Source organism: Novosphingobium sp. BL-S-33 (genome assembly GCF_056857025.1).
This window is the reverse complement of record NZ_CM166474.1, coordinates 817901-843675: the sequence shown is the minus strand read 5'-3', so window position 1 is coordinate 843675 and position 25775 is coordinate 817901. Positions and strand designations below refer to the sequence as shown.

The window sequence follows — 25775 nt, the reverse complement described above, 5'->3', positions numbered from 1 at the left end:
TGCATGCCCTGCAAGTCAACTCATTTCAGGTGCCGATACCGATGAGCCGTTCGGGTCTTGCGACGTCCAGTTCAATCACCCAGAGGTCCGGGTCCTGTCGCCTACGCCTTTCGAGGTAGTCGGAGAACTCGCCCGAATCGGCCATTTCCTGTCGCTTCGCGCATGTCCAGAGCCGCGTTCCGTCCATTTGGGGCATGCGTTCGTAGACACGCCCATCCCGCCCGTTCTCGAGCAGAACGACAAGGATCGTCCCTGCGTCACGTTCACCTTTTTGTATAACCATGCCAAACCCGCCCTCGCTTTCGGCCGCGCGGATGAGCGCACTGACTTCAAGATGGGCGGGAAGGCGGGCCTCCATGTCAGGTCGTGCCGGCGTAGCCGGGCAGGCCGGAAAGCGCGATGCGGGAGCGCATGAAGGTGCCGGTTCCACGGCCGACTTCGTCGCCGTCCTCGTCCACAAGCCGCGATTCGGCGACCAGCACACGGCGGCGCCCGCTTACCCAGCGCCCTTCGGCAACGATGGTGCCGCCCTTGATCGGCTTGCTGAGAAGCAGATTGAACGAGGTCGTCAGCAGGAACCGGTCCGTGACGAGCGTGTTGGCCGCGTAGAAGGCGGCATCGTCCAGCATCTTGAAATAGATCGTGCCGTGCGCCGCACCCGCGGCGTGGAAGCAGGCAGGATCGACGTCGAACGTAATCCGCGCCAGCCCCTCACCGGGAACTTCCAGCCGCGAGGCGAACATGCCGTTGATCGGCGCCGAAGCATAGAGGCCTTCGAGCGCCCGCCAATGCAGCGCGGCACCGCTGCTGTCGGCCTTTTCGATTTCAGGCCCATTTTCAGAGCCGGCCCCAGGGGCCTCAGGCAGCATCGCGGTCGATAACGCTGCTAAGCAGGCTGTAGAGCGCTTCCGCGCCGGGAGCGTCGAGCAGGGCCTCATGCATGCGTTCATCGCGCATCATGCGCGAGATCGCCGCAAGGGCGTGAAGATGGGTGGCGCCGGCACCCTCGGGTGAGAGCAGGCCGAAGACGATATCGATCGGCACACCATCGGCGGAATCGAACTCCACCGGCGAATCGAGGCGAATGAACGCCGCAACCGGGCGGCTCAGCCCGGGAAGCCGGGCGTGGGGAATCGCGATACGCCGGCCGAATCCGGTACTCCCCAACGCTTCCCGTTCAAGGACGCGCGCAAGCACCATCTCCCGGTCCAGCCCGTAGACGTCCGTGAAGATTCCGGCGAGGCGCCCAAGGATGGACGCTTTGGTATCCGCGCTCGCCGTCGTGACAGCATCGGGCAGAAGATTGAAAAGACTGCTCATTTCGTTTTCTGGTTCTGGTCTCAGATAGGTTGCCAATGCCTAAACGCTCGCAACCCCCGGAAGGTCCGGGGGCTGCTTACTCGTCCTCCGATCAGAAGTATATGCGATCAGAAGTGCTAGCGCCGGAAGACGCTGCGGCCGGCGTCAGTGCGGTTCAACCCAGCCAATCGAACCGTCGCCGCGGCGGTAAACCATATTATGTCGGCCAGTGCCAGCGTTTTTGAACAGCAGTGCGGTGGTGTTGCGCAAGTCGAGCATCATCACCGCATCCGATACCGTTGCCTCGGGAACGTCCACCCGCGTCTCGGCGATCACCACCGGGGCATCGGCATCAAGCTCGTGATCGGCTTCGGCCGCTGGCTCCTCAAAGATGGTGTAAGCCGCCTCCTCGGTCGCCACGGCATAGGCGGTCTGCTCATGCCGGTCCTTGATGCGGCGCTTGTAGCGGCGCAGCTGCTTGTCGATCTTCTCGGACGCCTGATCGAGCGCGATATGCGCATCCTGCGCCATGCCCGTGCCCTTGAGTACAAGGTTCTGCATCACATGCATGATGATATCGCAGCGGAAGGCACCGGCCGGGGCCCGGCCGAAGGTAACTTGCGAGGACAACGCTCGATTGAAGTACTTGTCGATGATCGTCATCAACCGCTCGTTGGCGTGAACCTGCAGGGCCTCTCCAGTTTCGACCTGGTGACCTGAGACGCGGATGTCCATGAGCGAATACTCCTCTGCTATGGTATCATTCACCCCAGAGTGGGGCGTCGACCGAAGTGAGAAACTCTGCATGGCGCATCAGTTCCGCTTCGGTGGCCGCATGGGGACGCGGCTGGCGGAAAGGTCGGTCCCTGCGGGCAAGGACTTTGGTTTCCACCACGATTTCATTCACTTCCGCCATCAGTTCGAGGCCGATCTGGCGGCCGCCGCGCAGTTCCACATAGACTTGCGCCAGCAGCTCGGCGTCTAGAAGCGCGCCGTGCTTGGTTCGATGACTTCGATCAATTCCATACCGCGAACACAGCGCATCGAGCGAAAGCTTGGCGCCCGGATGGCGCACTTTCGCCAGCGCTACCGTATCGACCATGCGCGACCGATCGACGATCGGATGGCTGCATAGGGTTAGCTCGTGGTTGATGAAGTTGAAGTCGAATGAAGCATTATGCGCGATCATCGGACTGTCCTCGATAAAATCGAGGAATTCCTGCGCGCAGCTGGCGAACAGCGGCTTATCGGCCAGGAAGGCGTCGGACAGGCCGTGAACGGCCTCTGCCTCCGCAGGCATGGACCGTTCGGGGTTGAAATAGGCGTGATAGCTGCGGCCGGTCAGTACCCGGTTGACCATCTCGATACAGCCGATCTCGACCATACGGTCCCCGTTCTTGGGGTCGAATCCCGTAGTTTCGGTATCGAAGATGATCTCTCGCATTTAACCTCATATCTGCCTGCCGACGCTGCTTCGCAAGGCCTGTGGCAGGATTATTACAACGGGCCCAACGCGCGCACGATACGCTCCACCTCGGCCCCGGTCTCCGCAAGCGATACGCTGGTATCGATCACGAAATCCGCCCGCGCGCGCTTTTCGGAGTCGGGGACCTGAAGCGACAGAATCTGTTCGAATTTTTCCGTGGTCATGCCGGGACGGGCGAGCACGCGCTCACGCTGGACATCGGCCGGAGCTGAAACCACGGCGACCGCGTCGAGCCCTTCGTGCCCGCCTTTCTCGTAGAGCAAGGGAATATCGAACACGACCAGCGGCGCCTTTGCATTGTCCTTCAGGAACGCCCGGCGCATCGCGCCGACGGCCGGATGAACAATCGATTCGAGGCGGCCGAGCGCTTCCCGATTCCCGAAGACCGCAGTCCCAAGCTTCGCGCGATCGACGCCTTGCGGACCTGTGGTGCCGGGAAACGCGGCCTCGATCTCATCCAGCAGCGCACCGCCCGGCCCCTGCAATTCATGAACCGCAGCGTCGGCATCGAAAACCGGCACGCCGAGATCGCGCAGCATCGCCGCCACGGCCGACTTGCCCATGCCGATCGAGCCGGTGAGGCCCAGGATCTTCGGCCGGGTCATGCCTCCAGACGCGCGCGCAACTGCGCGTCGCTATCCTTGTCGCGCGGCGGTGTCGCGCCGAAGAAATGGCGAAACGCGTGATCGGCCTGTCCGATCAGCATCGCCAGTCCGTCCACCGTCGGGAATCCCGCCTCGCGAGCCTCTTGCAGGAACGCGGTGTCGCGCGGGCTGGTGACGATGTCGTAGACCATGCTGTTCGGCGGGGCATGGCTGAAATCGAACGCAAGCGGTGGCTGCCCGGTCATGCCCAGCGGGCTTGCATTGACGATCACGTCGAAGAGCCGCTCGCGATCATCGAAAGCGAAATCGGTGGGATGGGCGAAGTGGGCAAGATCGATCGCATGATGATCCTGCTGCGTGGTCAGCTCTTCGAGCATGGCCTTCGCCTTGGCCGGATCGCGTCCGGCCAGCACGATCACGAAGCCCCTGTCCGCCAGCGCGGCAACGATCGCGCGCGCCGCGCCGCCGGTGCCGAGAATGCGCGCCATGCGGAACAAGTGCGTTTCCGCCAGTCGCTCGCGCAGCGGTTCGAGGAAGCCCGGGGCATCTGTGTTATAGCCGACAAGCGAGCCGTCCGCCTCGCGCACCACGGTGTTGACCGCGCCGATCCGCGCGGCGAGCGGGTCCAGTCGGTCCATCAGCGGCATGATCGCCAGCTTGTGCGGCATCGTCACATTGCAGCCGCGCCAATCCGGATCGGCGCGACGCGCAGCAAGATAGTCGGCCAAGCCGTCGACCGTGACCAGGCAGCGGTCGTAGCGCGCCTCGATTCCCAGCTTTTCCAGCCAGAACCCATGAATCAGCGGCGACTTCGACTGGGCAATAGGATCGCCGATCACTTCGGCGTAAGGCTGTCCTGTCATTGCTCGATCTCTCCGAGACGGCGCAGCGCCGCCTGAACTTTGAGCAGGGGCATGCCCAGGATGGTGAAATAGTCGCCCTCGATCGACTCGAAAAGCTGGACGCCGCGTGCCTCGATACGGAAAACGCCGACGCAACCGGCAACTTCCGGCCATTCGGCATCGAGATAGTGATCGATAAAAGCATCGGACATCGCGATCACATGCAGTGACGCCACGGCGTCATCCGCCCAGACGATCTCGCCATCACGCGCCAGGGCCGCCGCGCTGTGGAGGGCCATCGTCTTGCCCGAAAAGAAGCGCAAATGCTCGGCGGCGGCCTCACGGCTGGCTGGCTTGTCGAAACGCCGACCCCCGCATTCGACAAGGGAATCGCTGCCCAGCACCAATTCGCCCGGCGCTTGCGCCGAAACGGCGAGGGCCTTGGCCTTGGCCAGAGCCAGCGCGATTTCGCCCGGCGCGGCGCCGACAAGCCCGGCCTCGATCGCCCGCTCATCAACATGCGCGGGATTGGCGCGGAACGGAATGGCGGCGGCTTCGAGCATCGCGCGCCGCGAGGCGCTCTGAGACGCAAGTACGATCATCTGTGGATTCCTGAAATTCAGATCGGGCGAGGGCCCGGCTGCCCTTGGGTGCCTTCGGCCTTGCGCTCGTTATAGAGATTGATGATGGCCGCCGCGGTTTCTTCGATCGAGCGGCGCGTCACGTCGATGACCGGCCAGGAATTGTCCGCGAACATCCGCCGCGCGTATTTCAATTCGCCCTCGACCCGGTCGGACTTCACATAGTCGGTATCGGGCGACTGGCTGAGCGAAAGCAGGCGATTGCGGCGGATCTGGATCAGCCGGTCCGGCGCAGTCGTCAGGCCGACAACCATCGGCCGCTTTAATCCGAACAGGATCGAAGGCGGCGGGCTTTCCACCACGATGGGGATATTCGCGACTTTGTAGCCGCGATTGGCAAGGTAGATCGAAGTTGGCGTCTTGCTGGTGCGCGATACGCCCGCCAGCACGATATCGGCCTCTTCCCAATCTTCCCAGGCGATGCCGTCGTCGTGCGCGATCGTGAACTGAATCGCATCGACGCGCGCAAAATAAGCATCGTCCAGCCGATGCTGACGGCCCGGACGGCCCTTGGCTTCCTGCCCCAGCAACGCTTCGAGCGCGTCGGTAACGCCGTCGAGCACCGCAATCGCCGGCAGGCCCAGCTGTTGGCAACGCTCTTCCAATCGCCCGCGCGTTTCCTCGTTTACCAGCGTGAAGAACACGAGGCCGGGATTGGCAGCGATCTCGCCCATGATCCGGTCAAGATGCTGCTGCGAGCGAACCATCGGCCAGAAATGGCGCAAAACGTCGGAATCGTCGAACTGCGCGAGGGCAGCCTTGGCGATCATTTCCAGCGTTTCGCCGGTCGAGTCCGAGAGAAGGTGCAGGTGAAATCGCGCCATGTTCGGCCTTTTTCCGGGTCTTTCAGAGTGTTCACAGAGGGGGTGTGGATATGTCCCGGCATAAACCACGGGACGGACTCGGTGACAACTCGGATCGGAGTTTTCCTCCCCGTTCCCCCGATTCAATCCGGGGCATTTGTGGACAGGCTCTGACTCTGATCCACAGCCTGTGGGTAACAGGGACAAAGAGTCTTTGACTCGGACTCTCCGGAGAGTCGCAAGTGACTCTCGAACCTGTTCATCTTGGGACAAATCGGGCAAGGAATCGCCGTCCCCGATATCCACAGGACCAACAGACTCCATCATCCTTTTAAGACTCTTATTTTTTTGGACTGGACCTGACTCTCGATGCCTGGCCTTCTTCTCGACACCCTGCTCGGAACCAACACGAACAAACGCGCCGTCTGGCTCATGCGCCAGGCCGGACGCTACCTTCCGGAATACCGAGCGTTACGCGCGGAAAAGGGCGGTTTTCTCGCGCTCGTCTACGATACGGACGCAGCCGCCGAGATCACCCTCCAACCCATCCGCCGCTTCGGATTCGATGGCGCGATCCTTTTTTCGGACATCCTCATCGTGCCTTACGCAATGGGGCAGGACCTTCAGTTCCTGGCCGGCGAGGGTCCGAAACTTACTCCCCGGCTTGTGGACCATGCGCTGCAAACCCTCGTCGCAGTGCCCGAGCGACTGACTCCGATCTACGAGACCGTGCGCAAGGTTCGCGCCGGACTCGATGCGGACAAGACCATGCTCGGCTTCGCCGGCAGTCCGTGGACGGTCGCGACCTACATGTGTGCAGGCGAAGGCAGCCGCGATCAGCATGAGACACGGGCAATGGCCTATCGCGACCCGGCCGCGTTCGAGGCGATCATTCAGGCTATCGTGGGGGTGACTGTCGAATACCTCAGCGGCCAGATCGAAGCCGGAGCGGAAGCCGTCCAGCTTTTCGATTCATGGGCCGGATCGCTTTCACCCGCGCAATTCGAACGCTGGGTCATCGCGCCCAATGCGGCCATCGTTGCGGCGGTGAAGGCCCGCCATCCGCAGACTCCTATCATCGGCTTCCCCAAGGGATCCGGCGAAAAATTAGCAGCTTACGCCCGAGAGACCGGGGTGGACGCGGTCGGAATCGATGAAACCGTCGACCCGATCTGGGCCGCGCGCGAATTGCCCGAAGGGCTGCCGGTACAGGGGAATCTCGACCCGCTGTTGCTGCTTTCGGGCGGCGCGGAGCTTGAGAATCAAACCCGCCGCGTGCTCGATGCCTTCGCGGACCGTCCGCATGTGTTCAACCTCGGGCATGGCATCGGGCAGTTCACGCCGATCGAGCACGTCGAAGCGCTGCTGGCGATCGTCCGGAACTGGAGCAGGTAAGCAAGGGGATCCATTTTTTCCGCCCGGTCTTCAGCACCGTGCCTGAATCTGCTCTCAGGCGCTCGCTGAGCGGTGAGAGCGGCTGCGGCCACTCACCCCCGGACTCATCCGGTTGCCGCGTTCAGGCACACGCGCGGCCGCCGGGAAGGGCGACCCGAAGCGGGTAGGGCAGGGGATATTGAATCCCGTCGCTTTCTTCCTCCCGCCGCAAGGCTGCCGGAATCACCTTGAACCCCGCCGGGCAAGCGTGCAGGAGATCGGCACGGACCCAACGAGACTTCGTGCGCCGATGCAGGATACGCTGGCAATGCTCTATCTCTGGCTCAAAGCCGGACACGTTATTTTCGTGATCTTCTGGATGGCGGGGCTATTCATGCTCCCGCGCTATTTCGTCTATCATCAGGAAGCAGAACCGGGCTCGGCCGAAGCGGCGCGCTGGGTCGATCGCGAGGCGAAGCTGCGCAAGATTATCCTGACACCTTCGCTCGTCATGGTCTGGCTATTCGGCATTGCCACGGCCTTTTCGATCGATGCATGGAGCCAGCCCTGGCTTCATGTGAAGCTGCTCTTCGTGCTCGGTCTTTCAGGCTATCATGGCTGGCTGGTTGGCTATGCGAAGAAGCTGGCCAAGGGAGAGCGGATGCTCACCGGCAAGCAGCTTCGCCTGCTCAACGAGATTCCGGGCCTTGCCGCGGCGGTGATTGTCGTCCTCGTGGTCGTCAAACCGTTCTGAAGCGAGTCTGAACTGTACCATCGGCTGGGCGCAGGCCGCGTCCGGCTTGTGGATCACGCGTTGACCGGAGGCTGCCCAATCCCTATCTGAACCGTGTCCCGGCTCAGGGCGGCGAGTTCTTTCGCGTGCCCGGATCCGCTTTCCCCAAGCCCATCGATCCGCCGGCCGACTCTCCAGAATATCTCCCAAAAATTTTCCATCCGGAATTCAAGCAAGATGCACCTTAAAGAACTTAAGAAGAAGTCGTCGGCCGAACTGGTCGAAATGGCAGAGGAACTGGGCGTCGAAGGCGCTTCGACGATGCGTCGTCAGGACCTGATGTTCGCCATCCTCAAGGAAGTGGCCGAAGACGGCGAAGAAATCGTCGGCCAGGGCACGATCGAAGTGCTGCCGGACGGCTTCGGCTTCCTGCGTAGCCCCGAGGCGAACTACCTTGCCGGTCCCGACGACATCTACGTCTCACCGAACCAGGTCCGTAAGTGGGGCCTGCGCACCGGCGATACCGTGGAAGGCGAGATCCGCGCGCCCCGCGACGGTGAGCGCTACTTCGCCATCACCAAGCTCATCAGCGTCAACTTCGACGATCCGGACGTGGTGCGCCACCGCGTCAATTTCGACAACCTGACGCCGCTCTATCCCGATCAGCGCCTGAAGCTCGACAGCCTGGACCCCACGGTCAAGGACAAGTCGGCCCGCGTGATCGATCTCATTTCGCCGCAGGGCAAGGGCCAGCGCGCCCTGATCGTGGCGCCGCCGCGCACCGGTAAGACCGTGCTGCTGCAGAACATGGCCAAGGCCATCACCGACAACCATCCGGAAGTCTTCCTCCTCGTGCTGCTCGTCGACGAGCGCCCTGAAGAAGTCACCGACATGCAGCGTTCGGTGAAGGGCGAGGTCATCTCCTCCACCTTCGACGAACCCGCCCAGCGCCACGTGCAGGTCGCCGAAATGGTGATCGAGAAGGCCAAGCGCCTGGTCGAGCACAAGCGCGACGTCGTGATCCTGCTGGACTCGATCACCCGCCTTGGCCGCGCCTACAACACCGTCGTTCCGTCGTCGGGCAAGGTGCTGACGGGCGGTGTCGACGCCAACGCCCTGCAGCGCCCCAAGCGCTTCTTCGGCGCTGCGCGCAACATCGAGGAAGGCGGTTCGCTCTCGATCATCGCCACGGCCCTGATCGATACAGGCAGCCGCATGGACGAAGTCATCTTCGAAGAGTTCAAGGGCACCGGTAACTCGGAAATCGTCCTTGACCGCAAGGTGGCGGACAAGCGCATCTTCCCGGCGCTGGACGTCGGCAAGTCGGGCACCCGCAAGGAAGAGCTGCTGGTTCCGAAGGACCAGCTCACCAAGATGTGGGTCCTGCGCCGTATCCTCATGCAGATGGGCACGGTCGACGCGATGGAGTTCCTGCTCGACAAGATGAAGGACTCCAAGACCAACGAGGACTTCTTCGCCACGATGAACCAGTAAGCAGGGGCTATCGGGTTGAGTATCCTCGATACGCTCGTGGCCACTTCCGCCGTGGGAGGGCCGGCCGAAATCTGGCAGCATATCGTCAACGACTTCTCGAACCTGGGATCGCCGGCAGCAATGTCGGCGTTCCTTCAGGTGCTGATGATCGACGTGGTGCTGGCCGGGGACAATGCCATCGTTGTCGGCGCACTCGCGGCCGGGCTTCCGGCCGACCAGCGCAAGAAAGTCATCGCCATAGGGGTGCTTGCCGCATTGGTGATGCGCATCGCCTTTGCCCTGATGGTGACCTGGCTGCTGGGCATCGTCGGACTCGTTTTCGCGGGCGGATTGCTGCTGCTGTGGGTCGCTTGGAAGATGTACCGCGAGATTCACGCTGGCGGACATCACTCTCCGGGCTCGCCGGAGATCGAGGGTGACGAACGCTCAGGCGTGGCACCTGCCAAGAGCTTCGCCGGCGCAGCGCTCTCGGTGGCGGTGGCGGACATCTCGATGTCGATCGACAACGTGCTCGGCGTGGCCGGCGCGGCACGCGATCATCCCGGCATTCTGATCGTCGGTCTGGTCTTCGCGGTTGCCCTTATGGGTGTCGCGGCGAACTTCATCGCCAAGTACATCGAACGCTACCGGTGGATCGCCTGGATCGGTCTTGCCGTCATCCTCTACGTGGCGGTGAAGATGATCTACGAGGGCTGGACCGACCCTCAGCTGGGTATCATCACTTTGATGTGATCCGCAGGGAACACGAATTGAAAAGGGCTCGGAAGCTTATGCCTCCGAGCCCTTTTTCTTTGCTGTATCCTGTCAGGTCAGGGCACCAGCACCGTGGAACCCGTCGTAGCCCGGCTCTCCAGTGCCTGATGGGCCTCCGCTGCATCTTCAAGCCTGAAGGTCTGCCCCACACGCGGAGTCAGCACGCCGCTGGCGATCCGGTCGAACAGCTTCTTGGCGCTCGCCGCGAGTTCTTCCGGCGTCGCCACGTAATCGGCCAGAGTCGGCCGCGTGAGATAGAGCGATCCGCCGCGCATGAGGTCCAGCGGGGGCAGGAGCGGAACCGGTCCCGAGGCATTGCCGTACGTGACCATAAGCCCCCGGCGGCGAAGCGAGGCGATGGAAGCCGCCCACGAATCCGCACCGACCCCGTCATAGACAACATGGCACATCGCGCCCGAGGTGATCTCCCGGATCTTTCCGGGCAGGTCAGCGAGATCGCACGAAAGCGAATGCTCGCCCGGAACTTGCGCGGCCTTCTCGGGCGATCCGGAATGGGCGATTACCGTCACGCCCTTGTCGAGCAGCCAGGGCACCAGCAGCGAGCCGACACCGCCTGCGGCGGAATGAACCAGCGCCACATGGCCTGCCGCCGCGGGGAATGTATCCTCGGCAAGATAGCAGGCGGTCAGACCTTTGAGCATGACGGCGGCCGCGATCTCCGGCGCAATGCCCTCGGGGATGCGCATGGCCTTGTCCGCCTTGAGCAACCGATGCGTGGCATAGGCACCGCCGCTGCTGGTCGTGCCGACGCGCTCGCCGATGCTGAATTCGGAAACGCCGTCTCCGATGGCGACGATCTTGCCGACGCTTTCGGACCCCAGCGTGATCGGCAGCGGATCGGAATAGAGTCCCTTGCGATAGTAGGTATCGATGAAGTTGAGGCCGACAGCCTCGGTCTCGATCACTATCTCGCCGGCACCGGGGGAGGGCACCGAGAAATCCTCCCGCTCGATCACTTCGGGGCCGCCGTGGCGGCGGGCGATCATCCGGTATCCGGTGGTCATGGCATTCGGGTCCTTCAGAACACGCGGCGGAAGGTTTCCGCGCGGGCCACGCGCCAGGCGCGGGCATATTGAGTGGATTCAGGATCGGCGATCAGTTCACCGGGCTTCAGGAATTCATAGATTTCGTCGAGCGGGCCGGCCTTGGCGCTGTCGATCCGCTGGTACATGTCGTGCTGGTTGAGGTCCCAGGGGCTGTCGTAGCCCATGGCGACAACGATCTCGCGCAGGGCCTTCAGCGTTTCCTTCTGGAAGCGGGCGACGCGCTCGGCCTTGTCCTCGACCACGAGTCCGCGCTGGCGCCATTCGGATTGCGTGGCGACACCGGTGGGGCAGGCGCCGGTATGGCACTTCATCGACTGCACGCAGCCCAGCGCGAACATGAATCCGCGCGCGGCGTTGCACCAGTCTGCACCCAGCGCGAAGGCACGCGCCATGCCGGCGCCGGAATGGATCTTGCCCGATGCGCCGAGCCGGATCCGGTCCTTCAGATTGGCACCGACCAGGGCATTGCGCATGAGCGCGAGCCCTTCGCGCAGCGGCATGCCGACATTGTCAGTCAGTTCCTGCGGCGCGGCGCCCGTGCCGCCCTCGGCACCGTCGACGACGATGAAGTCGGGCGTGATTCCGGTTTGCAGCATGGCCTTGACCAGCGCCATAACCTCGTGCGGCTGACCGACGCAGAGCTTCATGCCCGCAGGCTTGCCGCCCGAAAGTTCGCGCAGCTGGGCGACCCATTCGAGCAGCTCAATCGGCGTCGAGAACGCCGAGTGAGCAGCGGGGGAAAGGCAGTCCTGCCCCACTTCCACCTTGCGCGTCTCGGCAATCTCGGGAGTCACTTTGGGGCCCGGCAGTACGCCGCCGTGGCCCGGCTTGGCGCCTTGACTCAGCTTGATCTCGACCATCTTGACCTGATCGGTCTGTGCCTGTTCCGCGAAGAGAACCGGATCGAAACTGCCATCCTTGTGGCGGCAGCCGAAGTAGCCACTGCCCAGTTCCCAGATCAGGTCGCCGCCGTGCATGCGGTGGTAGGGGCTGATGGACCCCTCGCCGGTGTCATGCGCGAAGCCGCCAATGGCCGCACCCTTGTTGAGCGCCTGAATGGCATTGGCGGAAAGCGAACCGAAGCTCATCGCCGAGATGTTGAGCAGGGCGCTTTCGTAAGGCTGGGTGCATTCCTCGCCGCCGATCTTCACCCGCCAGTTCTTGGGGGCCTTTTCGTTCGGGGCGATCGAATGACCGAGCCATTCGTATTCGTCCGAATAGACATCGAGTTCGGTGCCCATCGGGTGCGAATCGATTTCGCCCTTGGCGCGGGCGTAGACGAGGCTGCGCTCCTCCACCGTGAAGGGCCGACCTTCGCGGTCGCCCTCGACGACATAGGCGCGCAAGTAAGGGCGCATGTCCTCGAACAGCCAGCGGACGCGGGCAATGAAGGGATAGTTGCGTCTGAGAGCGTGGCGGTTCTGGAAGAAGTCCCAAAACGTCAGCAGCAGGACCGGCACCATCAGTACCAGCGCCCAGCGCCACAAGGGAATGAGCCAGCAAGCGGCCGTGAGAATCACGACCACAAGCGGCACGGCGTAGCGCGGGGCGATAGTCATCGTGGTTTAGCCGACATGCTCCGCAAAGAACGCCTCGGTTCGGCTGTCCGCCAGCTTTGCCCCGGCTTCGTCCCGGCGGGCACCGATCTCGGCGGCAAAGCCGTGGTCGAGGCCTTCGTAGTCCCAGAGCGTGACGCGCGGATGATCGTCCAGTCCTTCGTGGATCGCCTTCTGCGCGGCGGCATCGACGAAGTGGTCGGCAGTCGGAATGTGCAGCATCAGCGGGCGGGCGATCGCGTGCTTTTCATTGAGCATCTGGTCGATCATCACGCCGTAGTAGCCGACCGAAGCGTCGATGTCGGTGCGGGTAGCGACCATGTAGGCGATGCGGCCACCCATGCAGAATCCGACGAGGCCGACCTTGGGGACGCCCTCCTGACGGCGAACCCAGTGGATCACGGCTTCGAGATCGCGAATGCCAAGATCGAAGTCGTGGGCCATCATGTGACCGACGGCTTCCTTGAATTCCTCGTCGTTATAGGGGCTCAGTTCGATGCCCGGCTTCTGGCGCCAGAACGTATCGGGCGCGACGGCGAGGTAGCCGCGCGCGGCATAGCTATCGGCCTTCTGGCGAATACCGGCGTCCACGCCGAAGATCTCCTGCTGGACGATGATCGCCCCGCGCGGTGTGCCTGCGGGACGGGCGACGTAGGCGGGGATCATGCCGTCGCCATCGAGCGTGGGGATTTCGGTGTTTGTCATGGGGAGTCTCCTGAGAACCTCTGGCCTTGAGAACTTCTGGGTCTTCTAACCGTTTTTCGGAGTTAGGCACGGGTGATGGACTTTGCCAACGCCCTGTGTCAGCTATGATGCAGAAATTCCAAGCAGGAGGCCGTCATGAAGGTCCAAGTCGAGGTCGAATGCTCGCCCGAAGAGGCACGGCGTTTCCTGGGTCTGCCAGACGTGACCAAGGCCAACGAAGTCTATGTGGATGCCCTTAGCAAGGCGATGCAGGGGGTTGGCAGCTTCGATCAGCTTCAGGAAATGAGCAAGCAGGTCGCCCCGATGGGCGAATTCGGGCTCAAGCTGTTTCAGCAACTCATGGAAAGCGGCGCTGCCATGGCGCTGAGCGGCGTGCTCAATCCGCAAGGCAAACCCAAGAAGGACAACTGAGTCTTCACGGGCCGATCCGGTCGGGCTAGGCGAGAGGCCATGTCCGACCACAGCTTTTCCGATACGATCTTCGCCCTTTCGAGCGGCGCCCCGCCTGCTGCCATCGCGATCGTTCGCGTGAGCGGACCCGAGGCCGGGTCTGCACTTTCCGCCCTCACCGGTTCGCTCCCCGATCCGCGTCGTGCGCGTTATCGGGTTCTGCACGATGGCGCGGGTGCGGTGCTCGATCAGGCTCTGGTGCTTTGGTTCCCCGGTCCGGCGACCGCGACCGGCGAGGATCTTGCCGAGTTTCATCTTCATGGGGGCAGGGCGGTCGTTTCCGCCATTGAGGCCGAACTGGCCCGATTGCCAAAGTTGCGCCGCGCAACTCCCGGTGAATTCACTCGCCGCGCTTTCGCCAATGGGCGCATCGATCTGGCCGAGGCCGAGGGGTTGGCCGACCTGCTTTCGGCCGAGACCGAATTGCAGCGTCGTTCGGCCATCGCGATGGCGGGAGGGGCATTCTCACGGCTGGTCGAGCAGTGGCGTGACCGGGTCCTGACCGCATCGGCATCGGTCGAGGCCGTGCTGGACTTCGGAGACGAGGACGATGTCGCGGACCTGCCGGCTGACTTCCGCAAGCGGCTTGCCGATCTCCGTGGAGAGCTTTCCGAATGGCTCACGCGTCCGCGTGCCGAGGCTTTACGCGAGGGCTATCGGGTCGTGCTGGCCGGACCACCCAATGCCGGCAAGAGCACACTATTCAATGCACTGGTCGAGGATGAGGCCGCGATCACCTCACCGCTCGCGGGCACCACGCGCGACGTGCTGACCCGGGCGGTTTCGATTGAGGGCGTGCCCTTCCTGTTCGGAGACACCGCCGGCCTGCGCGACGAGACGGGTGATGTGATTGAGGCGATCGGCATTTCGCGTGCACGCGATGCGCTGGACCGGGCCGACCTGGTATTGTGGCTGGGTCCGGAAGGACAGGGCCCAGAGGGTGTATGGGAGATTGCGGCACAGGCCGATGTGTTCCACGTGGAACAGAAGGCACAGGCTCGCCACGCCGTTTCCGCCGTGACGGGCGAGGGGATGGATCGGCTCCGGGCCGACCTGGTCGAGACTGCCCGCAAGGCGATGCCGCGCCCGGGTGATGCCGCGCTCAATGCGCGCCAGCATGCGCTGGTCGCTGAGGCGGAACGGGCATTGGCAGCAGCGGATCGGGAAAGCGATCCGCTGCTGGTGGCGGAGGCCTTGCGGTTGGCCCGGGTGGCATTCGACGCGCTGATCGGCCGGGCTACTACCGAGGATATGCTCGACGCCTTGTTCGGGCGGTTTTGCATCGGGAAGTGAGACGCGTCGGTAGGTCTCGCCCCTCGTCCTCTTTGACCCACATGTTCCACGTGGAACATGCCCTTTACAAACTTTGACGCGATTCACGCTTTCGCGTATGCGCGGCGAATGCATTCCTTCGATGTGATCGTGATCGGCGGCGGCCACGCCGGCTGTGAAGCGGCTTCCGTTGCCGCCCGCATGGGTGCGCGCGTCGCGCTCGTCAGTTTCGATCTCGACGCCGTGGGCGCGATGAGCTGCAATCCCGCCATTGGCGGATTGGGCAAGGGGCACCTCGTGCGCGAGGTCGATGCCTTCGACGGTCTCATCGGCCGCGCCGCTGACGCAGCGGCGATACACTATCGGATGCTCAACCGCTCGAAGGGCAGCGCCGTGCAGGGGCCTCGCGTCCAGGCCGACCGCAAGCTGTTCAAGGCGGCGATCCATCGCATGCTGAAAGAGCAGGGCGATCTCACATTGGTGGCTGGCGAGGCTTCCGCGCTGGTGATGGAGCAGGGAAGGGTGGCCGGCATCGATCTGGCTGACGGCACGCGGCTCGACGCCCGCGCAGTCGTGCTATGCACCGGCACCTTCCTGGGCGGCACGTTGTTCCGGGGCGAGGAGCGGATGGTCGGCGGGCGCATTGGTGAAGACTCGGCGCAGCGGTTGGCGGCCCAGATGCGCGAGGCGAATCTGCCGATGGCGCGTCTCAAGACGGGGACCCCTCCGCGTCTCGATGGCCGTACGATCGATTGGGCCCGCCTTGGCGAGCAGCCTTCGGATCGTGAGCCTTGGACCATGTCGGCGATGGGCGAACGCCGCGAGGTGTCGCAGGTCTTCTGCGCGATCACGCGAAGCAACCCGCGCACGCACGATGTGATCCGCGCGAACCTCCATCGCTCGCCGCTGTTCACAGGCGCCATCGGGGCGCAGGGGCCACGCTATTGCCCCTCGATCGAGGACAAGATCCACCGCTTTGCCGACCGCGACGGGCACCAGATATTCCTCGAACCCGAAGGGCTCGACAATCCGCTCGTCTATCCCAACGGCGTGAGCACATCGCTGCCCGCCGATGTTCAACTCGACATGCTGCGCACGATGGAAGGGCTGGAGCGCGTCGAGATGGTCGTGCCGGGCTATGCCGTCGAATATGACCATATCGATCCGCGGGCTTTGCGTACGAGTCTGGAGCTTCGCGAGATTGCCGGTCTCTATTGTGCCGGACAGATCAACGGAACCACCGGCTACGAGGAAGCGGCCGCGCAGGGGCTGGTGGCGGGCATGCATGCTGCCGCAGCCGTGCTCGAACGTGAGCCGGCCGCGCTCGATCGCGCCAACAGCTACATGGCGGTGATGATCGACGATCTTACTCTGCACGGCGTGAGTGAGCCTTACCGCATGCTCACCGCCCGCGCGGAGTATCGGCTGCGACTGCGGGCGAACAATGCCAGCAGCCGCCTGACTCCGCTTGCGATGGAAGCGGGTGCGGTCGGTCCGGCGCGCCTCGGATGGTTCGCCCGCAGGCAGGATGCTCGCGCCCGATTGGAAGCGGCGTTCGATGTCCCGGTCGCCTCGGCCGAACTGGCGCAGGCGGGTCTTCCGGTCCGTTCCGATATCGGCCGGCTTCCGATCCGGGAGTGGCTGCGCTTTGGCGGCGTCGATCTTGGCGGCCTTTCGCCCTGGATTGCAGATGAGCTGCTTGCTGATGACGCGCTATCCGAAGAGCTGGCGGAAGACGCGGCCTACGCGCCTTATCTGGATCGTCAGGAGCGCGAACTGCGTGAACTGCGCGCCAGCGAGGCGATGCCGCTGCCCGAAGATTTTGCCTATGCCGAGATCCCCGGCCTCTCACGCGAGATGGTTGAGCGACTGACCAAGGCTCGGCCCGAAACACTTGCGGCCGCTGGCCGTATTCCCGGCATTACTCCTGCGGCGCTGGCGGCGCTGCTTGTCCATGCCCGCAAGGAGGCGGCGTGATTTCCACTGAAGATGAAGCCCGTGCATGGCTGCGCGCGCTGCCTGAATACGATGACGCCGCCGAGGCCCGGCTGGAGATTCTTGTCCGTATGTTGGCGGAAGAGAACACGCAGCAGAACCTCGTTTCGGCGGCCAGTCTCGATCAGGTCTGGCTGCGGCACATCGTCGATAGCGCCCAGCTCCTCCCATATGTTCCACGTGGAACATCTTCGCCTTGGATCGACCTTGGCACCGGTGCCGGCTTCCCCGGCCTCGTGATCGCAGCGCTTCGCCCCGAATGCGAAGTGCTGATGGTCGAATCACGCGCGCGGCGAATCGAGTGGCTCGATCGAGCCCGCCTGGCGATGGGCCTCGATAAGGCGCGCGTGATCGGGCAGCGCCTCGAACTCGTAGAAACCCGTGAAGCGCGTGTCATATCGGCACGCGCATTTGCGCCGCTCGACAAGCTCCTGACTTTATCCTCTCGTTTTTCCACAAGCGACACGGTCTGGCTGTTGCCGAAGGGGCGCTCCGCACAGCAAGAATTGGAAGACCTTCGCAAGTGGCGGCATGTGTTCCACGTGGAACAGTCCCTGACGGACCCGCAAGCGGGCATCATTGTCGGCACGCTGACCGACAGGAAGGGTAAGACCAAGTGATCCGTATCGCGATTGCCAACCAGAAGGGCGGTGTCGGAAAGACCACGACAGCGATCAACGTCGCGACCGCGCTTGCCGCCACCGGCTGGAAGACGCTGTTGATCGACCTCGATCCTCAGGGCAATGCCTCCACCGGCATCGGCATTTCCGCGACCGATCGCGCCCGTTCCTCTTATGAGGTTCTGGTCGACCGGGTGCCCGTTATCGACTGCGTCATGCCTACCCGCATTCCCGGCCTCGATCTGCTGCCGGCCACGGTCGACCTTTCGGGGGCCGAAGTCGAACTGGTCAGCGTCGATGACCGTGCCCACCGCCTGCGCAGCGCGCTGCGGGGAGACCTGGGCTACGACGTCTGCTTGATCGATTGCCCACCGTCGCTTGGGCTGCTGACGCTCAATGCGCTGACCGCTGCGGATACGCTGCTGGTGCCGCTTCAGTGCGAGTTCTTTGCGCTGGAAGGGCTGAGCCAGCTTCTCCAGACGGTCGAGCGGGTGCAGCAGCGCTTCAATCCCGATCTGGGCATCATCGGCATTGCGCTCACCATGTTCGATCGCCGGAACCGTCTGACGGACCAAGTGTCCGAAGACGTGCGTTCGTGCCTCGGCCAGCTCGTGTTCGAAACCACCATTCCGCGCAACGTGCGCCTGTCCGAAGCGCCGAGCCACGGCGTGCCGGCGCTGATCTACGACCATGCATGCGCCGGCAGCCGCGCGTACATGGCACTCGCACGCGAACTGATCACCCGACTGCCCGAGAAGAGGAAAGCGGCATGAGCGACGATTCGATTGTCCGCATCAGCGTACCCCAAGCCGAAAAGCCTTCCCCGGCGAAACAGAAGCCGAAGGGGCTGGGTCGCGGCCTCGGAGCGCTGCTGGGCGAGACGCGCCGCGAGGAACCGCTGCCGTCGGGCGGCGAGGGCGTAGTAACGCCGCTGCGCGGTGGGGGAGGGCTGGCAGTGCTCGCCATCGCCGACATCACCCCGCATCCCGATCAGCCGCGCCGCATCTTCGATGAGGAAGCGCTGGAGGAACTGGCCGCGTCGATCGCCCACCGGGGTGTGATTCAGCCGATCATCGTTCGTCCGATGAGCAGCGGCGGCTACCAGCTCGTCGCCGGTGAACGCCGCTGGCGTGCGGCGCAGAAGGCGCAGCTCCATGAGATCCCGGCACTGGTCCGCGACCTCACCGAGCGTGAGGTCATGGCGCTGGCCCTGATCGAGAATCTCCAGCGTGAGGATCTCAATCCCATCGAAGAGGCGCGCGCATACAATCGCCTTGCCGAATTCGAGGGCATGACTCAGGCCGAGATCGCCCGCATGGTCGACAAGAGCCGCAGCCATATCGCGAACTTCCAGCGCCTGTTGGCACTGCCCGATGGCGTTATCGCGATGGTCGAGAATGGCAGCCTGTCGATGGGCCATGCCCGCGCGTTGATCGGCTGCGATGATGCCGAGGAAATCGCCGATGCTGCTATCGGCAAGCAGATGTCGGTGCGTGAAGTCGAGAAGCTTGTCCGCAAGAAGCTGCGCGGAGATGTCATCCCGCGCCGGGCGCGTGCCGCGCGCAATGCTTCGGACGACGCCGATATCGCCGCCGTGCAGAACCATCTTGAGGAATTCCTCGGAATGCCGGTCAAGATTAGTGCCGATTCCGATCCGAAGTCGGGGACGGTGACGATCCGTTACGCGACTCTCGATCAGCTCGATCTGGTTTGCCAGCGGCTTACGGGTGGGGCGATTTAAAGCGGGCCGGTACCCCGACGATCCCGGTGGCGATCGGGGGGCGGCTTTTCTTGCGATGTAGCTGAAGGTAGCGGGGCCCCCGCCTGCGCGGGGGCGACGAGGATGTACCGTTAGGGCTCATCGCCTGGCCATTCTCGGCCGCTAGGCGCAGCGCTTAGGTACGAAGATTGGCACGGGAGCGTGGCTCCCCCGCACTCTCACATTAACATCTTGTTCCGGATAGCTTTCTGAGCAGAATCAGATCGCTCCAGCCACCGCCGCCGCGAACTTTTCGATTCCCGCCGCGTCTGCTTCGTCGAAACGACCGGGCAGGGGGCTATCGAGATCGATCACCGCGATCACCTGACCATCCCGCAGCACCGGTACCACCAGTTCCGATCGGCTCGCCGCGTCGCAGGCGATGTGTCCGGGGAACGCGTGAACGTCCGGAACGACCTGCGTCACACCGGTTTCCGCCGCCGTGCCACACACGCCGCGGCCGAGCGGGATGCGGATGCAGGCAGGCTTGCCGATGAAGGGCCCGAGCACCAGCTCGCCCTCGATCGTGCGGTAGAATCCGGACCAGTTGAGGTCGGGCAGGTACTGCCACAGCAGCGCTGCAAGGTTGGACATGTTGGCGACCGGATCGGGCTCGCCGGCGATCAGCGCCTGCGCGGCCTCCACAAGCTCACCATAGAGTTCGGGCTTGGGCGTATCGCCCTTGGGTGCGAAGTCGTACATGGGAAAGGCGTTACTCCAAGTCGCTGTTGCCGCCTAGCCGGCTCAGGCCTATTCCATGGCCCATGCGCTCGATACTCATCAAAGCCGCCGTCGTCCTGCTGATCGTCATCCTCGCCATTGTCGGGGTGATCGCCTGGGCACAGTATTCCAACACGTCCGACCTGCCGCTCGATGCGACCACGGGTAAGGACCCCAAACTGGTCGAGGCCAGCCCGCAATGGATTCCCAGCGTCAAGCTGGTGAAGACCGTGGGATGGGCGCAGGGCGAGGCGCCCACGCCCGCGCAGGGTCTTGCCGTCAATCGCTTTGCCGAAGGGCTGGACCACCCACGCACCATGCTGACGCTGCCCAATGGCGACGTGCTGGTGGCCCTGACCAACGCCCCGGCCGATAACCGGCCGCGCGGATTCACCGGCATGGTGATGGGCTGGATGTTCAGCCAAGTCGGCGCCGATGTGCCTTCGCCCGACAAGATCGTGCTGCTGCGCGACGCCGATGGCGACGGCAAGGCTGAACAGCGTTTCGACTTCCGCACCGATGGTATGCACTCGCCCTCGGGCATGGCCTACCGCGATGGCAAGCTCTACATCGCCAACCACGACGCCGTGTTCGAATTTGCGTTCCAGCCCGGTGAGACCCAGCTTGTCGGCAAGCCGCTGCGCAAGATGATGGACCTGCCCGCCGGCGGGAATCACTGGATGCGCAATCTGTTGCTGAGCGACGATGGCGAGCACCTCTATGTCGCGGTGGGATCGTCCTCCAATATTGCCGATAACGGCATGGAAGCCGAAGCGGGCCGCGCCCAGATCTGGGAAATCGACGTTGCAACCGCCCGCCGTCGTCCGTTCGCGGCCGGCATGCGCAATCCCAACGGCCTCGGCTGGAATCCCTCGACCGGTGAGCTTTGGGCCACGGTGCAGGAGCGCGACATGCTCGGCCCGGACCTGGTGCCGGACTATCTGACCAACGTGCCCGTCGGTGCGCAATATGGCTGGCCGTGGATCTACTGGAAGACGACCTTCGATGATCGCGTCCAGTGGCCGATGGAAACGTACATGCTCGAATATACCCGCAAGCCCGAATACGCGATGGGAGCGCATGCGGCGGTGCTCGGCATGGTCTTCGCGCGCGGCGGCAACATCATGGGCGACAAGTTCGCCAACGGTGCCTTCGTGGCGCGTCACGGCTCGTGGAATCGCCGCCCGGCCGTCGGCTACGATGTGGTCTTCGTGCCCTTCGACGATCACGGCAATCCGAAGAACGTCAAGCCGGTGCCGGTGCTGACGGGCTTCCTCAAGGATGCCTCGCACACCCACGGCCGCCCGACCTGGCTGGCCTTCGACAAGACCGGCAGCCTGCTTGTCAGCGACGATACCGCAGGCACCATCTGGCGTGTGAATGCCCCGGGCGCGAAGCCCTCGGCAGAGATCAAGCCGGTGGTGGCGGCGCATATGGAGCCGCTGAAGGAACTGAAGGACCCGACGGTTCCGGGTGCCGACACCGGCACTGTCGCGGGCTTCCACAAGGAGCCGGACAAGATCCTGCCCTGAGGGCGCCGAAAACGAAAAAGGGCTGGGAAGCCGAAGCTTCCCAGCCCTTTTTCTATCCGCTTAGAGGACCTTCCCGGCCCGACCCGCCAGTTCGGTCACGTATTGCCACGCAACACGTCCGGAGCGCGCACCCCGGCGGCGCGACCATTCGAGAGCATCGCTTTCCTCGAACGCGAGTCCGTACTGCTCGGCATAGCCGTGGATGATCGCAAGGTAGGCCGGCTGATCGCAGTTGTGATAGCCGATCGAGAGTCCGAATCGGTCGGCCAGCGCGAGGCGATCGTCGATCACGTCGCGCGGGTTGATCGGGTCGTCCTGCTCGCTCATCGTCCGGCCGACGATGGCGCGGCGGTTGGATGTCACCGCAAGGCGGACATTGGCCGGACGTGCCTCCACCCCGCCTTCGAGCCAGGAGCGCAGCAGACGCGGCCCGGTGCCGTCATTCTCCTCGAAGCCGAGATCATCGATGTAGACGAGGAACTGGCGGTCTACCTTGCCCAGCAGCGTGAAGAGTGCGGTGACGCCGTGGAGAGCTTCCTGCGCCACTTGCACCAGTGCGATCCGCCCGGGATGGTTGTCCTGTGCCGCGCGGATCGAGGCGCGGATCACCGCCGACTTGCCCATGCCGCGCGAACCCCAAAGCAGCATGTCATGCGCGGCATGCCCCGCAGCGAGCCGCTCGACATTGGTGACCACGCGCTCCTTCTGCGTATCGATCCCGCGCAGCATGTCGAGCTTCGGCGCTTCCAGCGTGGCCACGGCGCGGGCTTCGGTTCCGGTCCAGACGTAGGCCGGGTGGGCCAGCCAATCGACGGTGGCAACAGGGGGAGGGGTCAGTCTTTCAAGCGCGTCGGCAATGCGGATAAGAACGTCGGTCTGGTCGGTCACGCGGTCAGTTCCTCGGTGGTGAGATCGTAGAGCAGTGCGGCGCCCTTTTCGGCCTGGACGAGCGCGCCCATGGCCTCGGGCACGATGTGCTCGGCGAAGTAGCGGGCGACGATGCGCTTGCGCTTGGCGAAGGCCTCGGGAACGTCGAGCGAGGGCAGGGCGGTGACCTGACGTTCGAGCTGCCAGGTGGCGACAGCCACGGCGCAGGCATCGAGGAAGGGCGCGCTGGCCGCGAGTCGGTCGTCGAGCGGTCCGGCAAGGAAGCGCTCGCCCGTAGCCTTGCAGCCCAGCGCGAGATCACGCAGCGGTGCGGAGCCACCGGCGGCGATCTCGTCCATCAGCGCGAACAGTACCCCGCCGCGCTCCATGCCGAGTTTGCGAGTCACAAGGTCGGCGGCCTGAATGCCGTTGGTGCCTTCGTAGATCGGGGCGATGCGGGAATCGCGGTAATGCTGCGCGGCGCCGGTCTCTTCGATGAAGCCCATGCCGCCGTGGACCTGAATGCCGAGGCTGGTAACCGCGACGCCCATGTCGGTGCACCAGGCCTTGACCAGTGGCACCAGCAGCTCAGCGCGTTGCTGAGCGGTTTCGTCCCCCATGCCGCCGCGATCCAGCCGCCCGGTGGCGTAGTAGAGCAGGGCGCGGCCGCCTTCGGTAAGCGCGCGCATGCGCAGCAGCATGCGGCGGACATCGGGATGCTCGATGATGGTGACGGGATTCTTGTCCGGCGATCCGGCGCGGGCGGACTGCACGCGTTCGGCGGCATAAGCCGTGGCCTGCTGCAGGGCGCGTTCGGCAATCTGCACGCCTTGCGCGCCGACATTGATGCGCGCGTTGTTCATCATCGTGAACATGCAGCGAAGGCCTTCGTTCTCCGCGCCGACCAGCTCGCCGAAGCATTCGCCATGGTCGCCGTAGCTCATCACGCATGTGGGAGAGGCGTGGATGCCAAGCTTGTGTTCGAGGCTGACGACCTTGAGATCGTTGCGGGCGCCGAGCGTGCCATCGCGTTCCACGTGGAACTTCGGAACAAGGAACAGCGAGATCCCGCGCGATCCGGCAGGGGCGCCGGGGGTGCGTGCCAGCACGAGGTGGACGATGTTCTCGGCCAGCTCGTGCTCACCCCAGGTGATGAAGATCTTTTGCCCGGCGATGCGATACTTGCCGGCATGCGGGCCTTCGGCGATCGGCGCCGCCGTGGTGCGCAGGGCGCCGACATCGGAACCAGCCTGCGGTTCGGTCAGGTTCATGGTGCCCGACCATTCACCGCTGACGATCTTCGCGAGGTAAGTCTCCTGCTGCGCCGCGCTGCCATGATGGACCAGCGCCTCGATCGCTCCGACCGTGAGCATCGGCAGCAGTGAGAACGCCATGTTGGCCGTGCCCATGCATTCGAGCACGGCGACGGCCAGTGACTGGGGCAGGCCTTGGCCGCCGAAATCCTCGGGCGCGGATATCGCGTTCCAACCGGCTTCGACGAAATCGGCATAGGCCTGCGCGAAGCCCTCTGGCAGCACTACGGTGCCGCCGGCCATACGGGCGCCTTCGGCATCTCCCTTGCGGTTGAGCGGGGCCCATTCCCCGGCAGCGAACTGTCCGGCGCTTTCGACGATGGCCTGCACCACATCGGCGCTGGCGGCGGCGAAGCGATCGGTTTCCGCCAGGTCGTCGAGTCCGGCGTTGACGCGCAGGGCAAGGACCTGATCGATGCTGGGGGGATTGAAGGTCATTTTCGCGGTTTTCCTTGGCATTCCTCGCAACGCGCTATAGCGGCAGGGCATGGAGCGCACCAGTCGACCCGAGCAACTCGCCGCCAATTCCGCTGGGCTAGCCCGCGCGGCCACGCTGCTGCGCGAGGGCGGTCTGGTCGCCGTGCCGACCGAGACGGTCTACGGCCTGACCGCAAGGGCGGACCGTGACGAGTCGGTTGCCGCGATCTATCGCGCCAAGGGCAGGCCCAGTTTCAATCCGCTGATCGTGCATATCGCCGATCTCGAATCTGCGCAGCGTATCGCGCGGTTCGACGCGCGCGCATTAATGCTTGCCGCTGCGTTCTGGCCGGGCGCGCTGACCATGGTGCTGCCTTTGAACGAGGGCGCGGCGATTGCCTCGGCCGTCACCGCGGGACTGCCCACGGTGGCGCTACGCTGCCCCGCTCATCCGATCATGCGTGACGTAATCGTCGAGTCCGGTCTGCCACTGGCGGGGCCTTCCGCGAACCGGAGCGGCGGCGTGAGTCCGACCACGGCCGCGCATGTAGTCGCCTCGCTGGGCGACCGCATCGATGCGGTGGTGGATGGCGGTGCCTGCGAGGCGGGCCTGGAATCGACGATCGTCGCGCTGCGCGAGGACGGTCGCTGGCAAGTCCTGCGGCCGGGTCCAATCCCGGTCGCGCGGATCCGCGACGTCCTCGGCACCGAACCTGACGCCGTGACGTCACATGAGATCGAAGCGCCCGGCCAACTCGCGAGCCACTATGCACCCGGAAAATCGGTCAGGCTGGACGCCTGCGAGGCGGAAGGGGACGAGTTCCACATCGGTTTCGGCCCGGTTGAGGGACACGTATCGCTCTCACCGTCGGGAGATCTCGCGGAAGCGGCCTCTCGGCTCTACGCGCTGCTGCATGAGTCGGCGGCTTCGGAGCTTCCTCGCGTGGCCGTGGCGCCTGTTCCGTCAGAAGGAATAGGGGCCGCGATCAACGACCGCCTGCGCCGCGCGGCGGCCTGATCCGGGGTCGTTTCAGGCGGAGCCGCTGAGGTTCTGGATGTCGGCGTAATCGTCGCGGGCCTTCGAGCAGGAATCGCGTTCGCCTTTGTCGCATTCCTTGAGGTGCCGCTGATACTGGCGCTGCAACTTGCCCAGCTTCTCGTCACGTTCGCGCATTTGGCGGCCGCGCTTCTCGTCCGCTTCGGACTGGCTGGTAGTGGCCATGTCGACAGCCGAGCTGGCGATGCGCACGGGCGCGGTTACGACTTTGCCGACAGTGCTGATGCAGCCGCTCAGTGCGAACGAGGCAGCCACACATGCCAGCGGAAAAGCGAAGCGAAGAGCAGAGTTGCGCGTCATATTGGGCGCGAACCTGTCACGCCTCTGCTGACAAGGCAATGAACGGCGCCGGGAACCATGTGGGGAATCGCAAGGGCGGAGAGCGCTAAAAGGAAAGGGCCGCCCCCTTGCGGGA

General features: G+C 64.1%; 28 protein-coding genes. 12 read left to right on the top strand and 16 right to left on the bottom strand.

From position 1 onward, the window contains the following. Positions 1-25: 25 nt before the first annotated feature. The 9 genes from AC1VVM_RS03890 to AC1VVM_RS03850 form a co-directional block, all read right to left on the bottom strand. The gene (locus tag AC1VVM_RS03890; RefSeq protein WP_482955892.1) at positions 26-358 is read right to left on the bottom strand and encodes a DUF1491 family protein; all 333 of its coding nucleotides are present in this window, start codon (positions 356-358) and stop codon (positions 26-28) included. Position 359: 1 nt separating this feature from the next. Beyond that, positions 360-869, bottom strand: coding sequence for a PaaI family thioesterase (locus tag AC1VVM_RS03885; RefSeq protein ID WP_482902826.1), 510 nt, complete (start codon positions 867-869; stop codon positions 360-362). Continuing rightward, positions 859-1320, bottom strand: coding sequence for a PTS sugar transporter subunit IIA (locus AC1VVM_RS03880; RefSeq protein ID WP_132388533.1), 462 nt, complete (start codon positions 1318-1320; stop codon positions 859-861). The genes AC1VVM_RS03885 and AC1VVM_RS03880 overlap by 11 nt, the downstream gene beginning before the upstream one ends. A 144-nt stretch (positions 1321-1464) precedes the next feature. Continuing rightward, entirely contained in the window at positions 1465-2034 is a 570-nt protein-coding gene (hpf, locus tag AC1VVM_RS03875) for a ribosome hibernation-promoting factor, HPF/YfiA family (RefSeq protein WP_132387640.1), read from the bottom strand. Positions 2035-2059: 25 nt separating this feature from the next. After that, positions 2060-2743: a DNA polymerase III subunit epsilon gene (gene dnaQ, locus AC1VVM_RS03870; RefSeq protein ID WP_482902825.1), complete on the bottom strand. Its 684-nt coding sequence runs from the start codon at positions 2741-2743 to the stop codon at positions 2060-2062. Positions 2744-2796: 53 nt separating this feature from the next. Then, positions 2797-3390 carry a dephospho-CoA kinase gene (gene coaE / locus AC1VVM_RS03865; protein ID WP_482955891.1) on the bottom strand — a complete coding sequence of 198 codons (594 nt, stop codon included), beginning with the start codon at positions 3388-3390 and terminating at the stop codon, positions 2797-2799. Next, on the bottom strand, positions 3387-4253 hold the full coding sequence (gene aroE / locus AC1VVM_RS03860; protein ID WP_482955890.1) for a shikimate dehydrogenase: 867 nt from the start codon (positions 4251-4253) through the stop codon (positions 3387-3389). Before aroE ends, coaE begins: the two co-directional genes overlap by 4 nt. Then, complete coding sequence (locus AC1VVM_RS03855) at positions 4250-4834, bottom strand: Maf family protein (RefSeq protein ID WP_132387632.1); 585 nt, start codon at positions 4832-4834, stop codon at positions 4250-4252. Before AC1VVM_RS03855 ends, aroE begins: the two co-directional genes overlap by 4 nt. 17 nt (positions 4835-4851) lie before the next feature. Further along, entirely contained in the window at positions 4852-5697 is an 846-nt protein-coding gene (locus AC1VVM_RS03850) for a pyruvate, water dikinase regulatory protein (RefSeq protein WP_132387630.1), read from the bottom strand. Positions 5698-6045: 348 nt separating this feature from the next. Here AC1VVM_RS03850 and hemE point away from each other — a divergent pair, with 348 nt between their 5' ends. The 4 genes from hemE to AC1VVM_RS03830 all read left to right on the top strand — a co-directional run bounded on the left by hemE (position 6046) and on the right by AC1VVM_RS03830 (position 10009). After that, positions 6046-7071 (top strand): uroporphyrinogen decarboxylase, encoded by a 1026-nt coding sequence (gene hemE / locus AC1VVM_RS03845; RefSeq protein ID WP_482955889.1) that lies wholly within the window; start codon positions 6046-6048, stop codon positions 7069-7071. 289 nt (positions 7072-7360) lie between these two features. Next, the gene (locus AC1VVM_RS03840; protein ID WP_482955888.1) at positions 7361-7804 is read left to right on the top strand and encodes a CopD family protein; all 444 of its coding nucleotides are present in this window, start codon (positions 7361-7363) and stop codon (positions 7802-7804) included. Between the two features lie 216 nt (positions 7805-8020). Continuing rightward, the gene (gene rho, locus AC1VVM_RS03835; protein WP_132387624.1) at positions 8021-9277 is read left to right on the top strand and encodes a transcription termination factor Rho; all 1257 of its coding nucleotides are present in this window, start codon (positions 8021-8023) and stop codon (positions 9275-9277) included. A gap of 15 nt (positions 9278-9292) precedes the next feature. Continuing rightward, positions 9293-10009: a TerC family protein gene (locus tag AC1VVM_RS03830; protein WP_482902819.1), complete on the top strand. Its 717-nt coding sequence runs from the start codon at positions 9293-9295 to the stop codon at positions 10007-10009. A 77-nt stretch (positions 10010-10086) separates the two neighbouring features. Here AC1VVM_RS03830 and AC1VVM_RS03825 read toward each other — a convergent pair whose 3' ends face one another. From AC1VVM_RS03825 to AC1VVM_RS03815, 3 genes are read right to left on the bottom strand one after another with little or no spacing between them, the layout of a single operon-like run. Further along, positions 10087-11055, bottom strand: coding sequence for a quinone oxidoreductase family protein (locus AC1VVM_RS03825; RefSeq protein ID WP_482955887.1), 969 nt, complete (start codon positions 11053-11055; stop codon positions 10087-10089). Positions 11056-11069: 14 nt separating this feature from the next. Further along, entirely contained in the window at positions 11070-12656 is a 1587-nt protein-coding gene (locus AC1VVM_RS03820; protein ID WP_482955886.1) for an FMN-binding glutamate synthase family protein, read from the bottom strand. Between the two features lie 6 nt (positions 12657-12662). Next, on the bottom strand, positions 12663-13358 hold the full coding sequence (locus AC1VVM_RS03815; RefSeq protein WP_482955885.1) for a dienelactone hydrolase family protein: 696 nt from the start codon (positions 13356-13358) through the stop codon (positions 12663-12665). A gap of 135 nt (positions 13359-13493) precedes the next feature. Between AC1VVM_RS03815 and AC1VVM_RS03810 the strand changes: the two genes are divergently transcribed. The 6 genes from AC1VVM_RS03810 (at position 13494) to AC1VVM_RS03785 (ending at position 19436) form a co-directional block, all read left to right on the top strand. Then, the gene (locus tag AC1VVM_RS03810; protein WP_132387616.1) at positions 13494-13769 is read left to right on the top strand and encodes a DUF6489 family protein; all 276 of its coding nucleotides are present in this window, start codon (positions 13494-13496) and stop codon (positions 13767-13769) included. A gap of 39 nt (positions 13770-13808) precedes the next feature. Beyond that, complete coding sequence (gene mnmE / locus AC1VVM_RS03805; protein WP_482955884.1) at positions 13809-15101, top strand: tRNA uridine-5-carboxymethylaminomethyl(34) synthesis GTPase MnmE; 1293 nt, start codon at positions 13809-13811, stop codon at positions 15099-15101. A 108-nt stretch (positions 15102-15209) separates the two neighbouring features. Further along, positions 15210-17057 (top strand): tRNA uridine-5-carboxymethylaminomethyl(34) synthesis enzyme MnmG, encoded by a 1848-nt coding sequence (mnmG, locus tag AC1VVM_RS03800; RefSeq protein ID WP_482955883.1) that lies wholly within the window; start codon positions 15210-15212, stop codon positions 17055-17057. Beyond that, positions 17054-17695 carry a 16S rRNA (guanine(527)-N(7))-methyltransferase RsmG gene (rsmG, locus tag AC1VVM_RS03795; RefSeq protein WP_482955882.1) on the top strand — a complete coding sequence of 214 codons (642 nt, stop codon included), beginning with the start codon at positions 17054-17056 and terminating at the stop codon, positions 17693-17695. Before mnmG ends, rsmG begins: the two co-directional genes overlap by 4 nt. After that, positions 17692-18468, top strand: coding sequence for a ParA family protein (locus AC1VVM_RS03790; protein ID WP_482955881.1), 777 nt, complete (start codon positions 17692-17694; stop codon positions 18466-18468). The genes rsmG and AC1VVM_RS03790 overlap by 4 nt, the downstream gene beginning before the upstream one ends. Then, positions 18465-19436: a ParB/RepB/Spo0J family partition protein gene (locus AC1VVM_RS03785; RefSeq protein WP_482955880.1), complete on the top strand. Its 972-nt coding sequence runs from the start codon at positions 18465-18467 to the stop codon at positions 19434-19436. The genes AC1VVM_RS03790 and AC1VVM_RS03785 overlap by 4 nt, the downstream gene beginning before the upstream one ends. 237 nt (positions 19437-19673) lie before the next feature. On the opposite strand, the gene AC1VVM_RS03780 is transcribed toward AC1VVM_RS03785, so the two are convergent. Next, the gene (locus AC1VVM_RS03780; RefSeq protein WP_482955879.1) at positions 19674-20156 is read right to left on the bottom strand and encodes a GAF domain-containing protein; all 483 of its coding nucleotides are present in this window, start codon (positions 20154-20156) and stop codon (positions 19674-19676) included. A 62-nt stretch (positions 20157-20218) separates the two neighbouring features. Between AC1VVM_RS03780 and AC1VVM_RS03775 the strand changes: the two genes are divergently transcribed. After that, a complete protein-coding gene (locus AC1VVM_RS03775; RefSeq protein ID WP_482902811.1) occupies positions 20219-21706 on the top strand; it encodes a PQQ-dependent sugar dehydrogenase in 1488 nt (495 codons plus the stop codon). A gap of 60 nt (positions 21707-21766) precedes the next feature. On the opposite strand, the gene AC1VVM_RS03770 is transcribed toward AC1VVM_RS03775, so the two are convergent. Both AC1VVM_RS03770 and AC1VVM_RS03765 read right to left on the bottom strand, forming a co-directional pair. Next, on the bottom strand, positions 21767-22594 hold the full coding sequence (locus tag AC1VVM_RS03770; protein ID WP_482955878.1) for a DUF815 domain-containing protein: 828 nt from the start codon (positions 22592-22594) through the stop codon (positions 21767-21769). Continuing rightward, entirely contained in the window at positions 22591-24324 is a 1734-nt protein-coding gene (locus tag AC1VVM_RS03765; RefSeq protein ID WP_482955877.1) for an acyl-CoA dehydrogenase family protein, read from the bottom strand. The genes AC1VVM_RS03770 and AC1VVM_RS03765 overlap by 4 nt, the downstream gene beginning before the upstream one ends. Positions 24325-24373: 49 nt before the next feature. On the opposite strand from AC1VVM_RS03765, the gene AC1VVM_RS03760 reads away from it, so the two are divergent. Then, entirely contained in the window at positions 24374-25321 is a 948-nt protein-coding gene (locus AC1VVM_RS03760; protein WP_482955876.1) for an L-threonylcarbamoyladenylate synthase, read from the top strand. A 12-nt stretch (positions 25322-25333) separates the two neighbouring features. On the opposite strand, the gene AC1VVM_RS03755 is transcribed toward AC1VVM_RS03760, so the two are convergent. Next, a complete protein-coding gene (locus AC1VVM_RS03755) occupies positions 25334-25660 on the bottom strand; it encodes a DUF6726 family protein (RefSeq protein WP_482955875.1) in 327 nt (108 codons plus the stop codon). Positions 25661-25775: the final 115 nt, after the last annotated feature.